2 protein-coding genes are annotated in these 1301 nt (G+C 35.7%); both read left to right on the top strand.

Annotated elements, in window-relative coordinates; all coding sequences use genetic code 11:
• Positions 1-144: 144 nt before the first annotated feature.
• A complete protein-coding gene (locus DN393_RS31220) occupies positions 145-588 on the top strand; it encodes a MarR family winged helix-turn-helix transcriptional regulator (RefSeq protein ID WP_001205523.1) in 444 nt (147 codons plus the stop codon).
• Positions 589-671: 83 nt separating this feature from the next.
• Positions 672-1301 (top strand): LLM class flavin-dependent oxidoreductase (locus tag DN393_RS31215; RefSeq protein ID WP_149174304.1); only part of this gene is annotated, 630 nt, incomplete at its 3' end.

The raw sequence follows: 1301 nt of genomic DNA, 5'->3' as shown, positions 1-1301 counted from the left end.
AAGAAAGAATTCATTTAAATATGAATTCTTTCTTATCGTTATTTATGCAATACTCTAATGAGATTATTTTTCACTTTTTCTCTTGCTTTTTTATCACTTGCGTAGTAAAGTGATAGTAAGATTCACGATAGGAAGTGATCAAACATGCGTGATAATACGATAGGGTCATTAATATGGTTACGCTTAATACGATTTACGAACCAAAGTAATCAGATGTCAAATGAGTTTTTAAAACGGTTTGATTTAACGACAGCTCAATTTGATGTGCTTTTGCAAATACGTACGTATCAGCCACTCACACAAATGGAGTTAGCTGAAAAGGTAACTGTTACACAAGGCGGTATTTCTCGAATGTTAACTCGTCTTGAAAAAGAAGGATATATTGTACGAAAACAAGATTGGAAAACGAAAACAATTAGTCTTACAGAGCAAGGGGAAGCAGCTTTAGAGAGAGCATTGCCAGAGCAACTTGCATTTCAATCATCGTTTTTTGATGATGTATTAAATGAAGAAGAGCAGAAAATATTATACGAGCTAATGACGAAAGTTCATAAGCATAGCGAAAAAAAAGAATTGCCGCAAGAGTAATTTTTTTTACACTATCAATTGACTAATCAAGTGAAAAATAATTGAAGAATATGAATACGACTGAATTAAAGGAGAGAGCAACTATGGAAAAATACCGTATGGATACAAGTAAAGGAATAGAGTTTGGATTATATTCAATTGGGGATCATGTTTTAAATCCGCATAATGGAGAGAAAATTAGTGCAGAACAAAGAATTCATGAATTAATTGAAACAGCTAAGTTAGCGGATGAAGCTGGACTTGATGTATTTGCTGTCGGTGAAAGTCATCAAACTCATTTTACAACGCAAGCTCATACAGTTATTTTAGGAGCTATTGCACAAGCTACGAAAAATATAAAAATTGCAAGTTCAGCAACGATAGTAAGCACATCTGATCCGGTACGAGTATATGAGGATTTTGCTACAATTGACTTGATTTCTAATGGACGTGCAGAAATCGTGGCTGGTCGTGGATCTCGTATTGGGGGATATAGTTTACTTGGTTATGACGTGAATGATTATGAAGAGTTATTTGAAGAGAAGATGGATCTTTTATTAAAAATTAATAACGAGGAACATGTAACATGGAACGGACAGTTCAGAGCGCCGCTTGCACATGCATCGGTGATTCCGAGAGCGAAGAATAATAACTTACCAATTTGGCGTGCAGTTGGTGGCCCGCCAGCTAGTGCGATTAAAGCAGGACGTGCGGGTGTACCTATGATGATAACA

Origin of the sequence: Bacillus sp. BPN334, from assembly GCF_008368885.1 — a bacterium.
GTDB classification, from domain to species: Bacteria; Bacillota; Bacilli; order Bacillales; family Bacillaceae_G; genus Bacillus_A; species Bacillus_A wiedmannii.
This window is presented reverse-complemented; position numbering and strand designations above follow the sequence as displayed.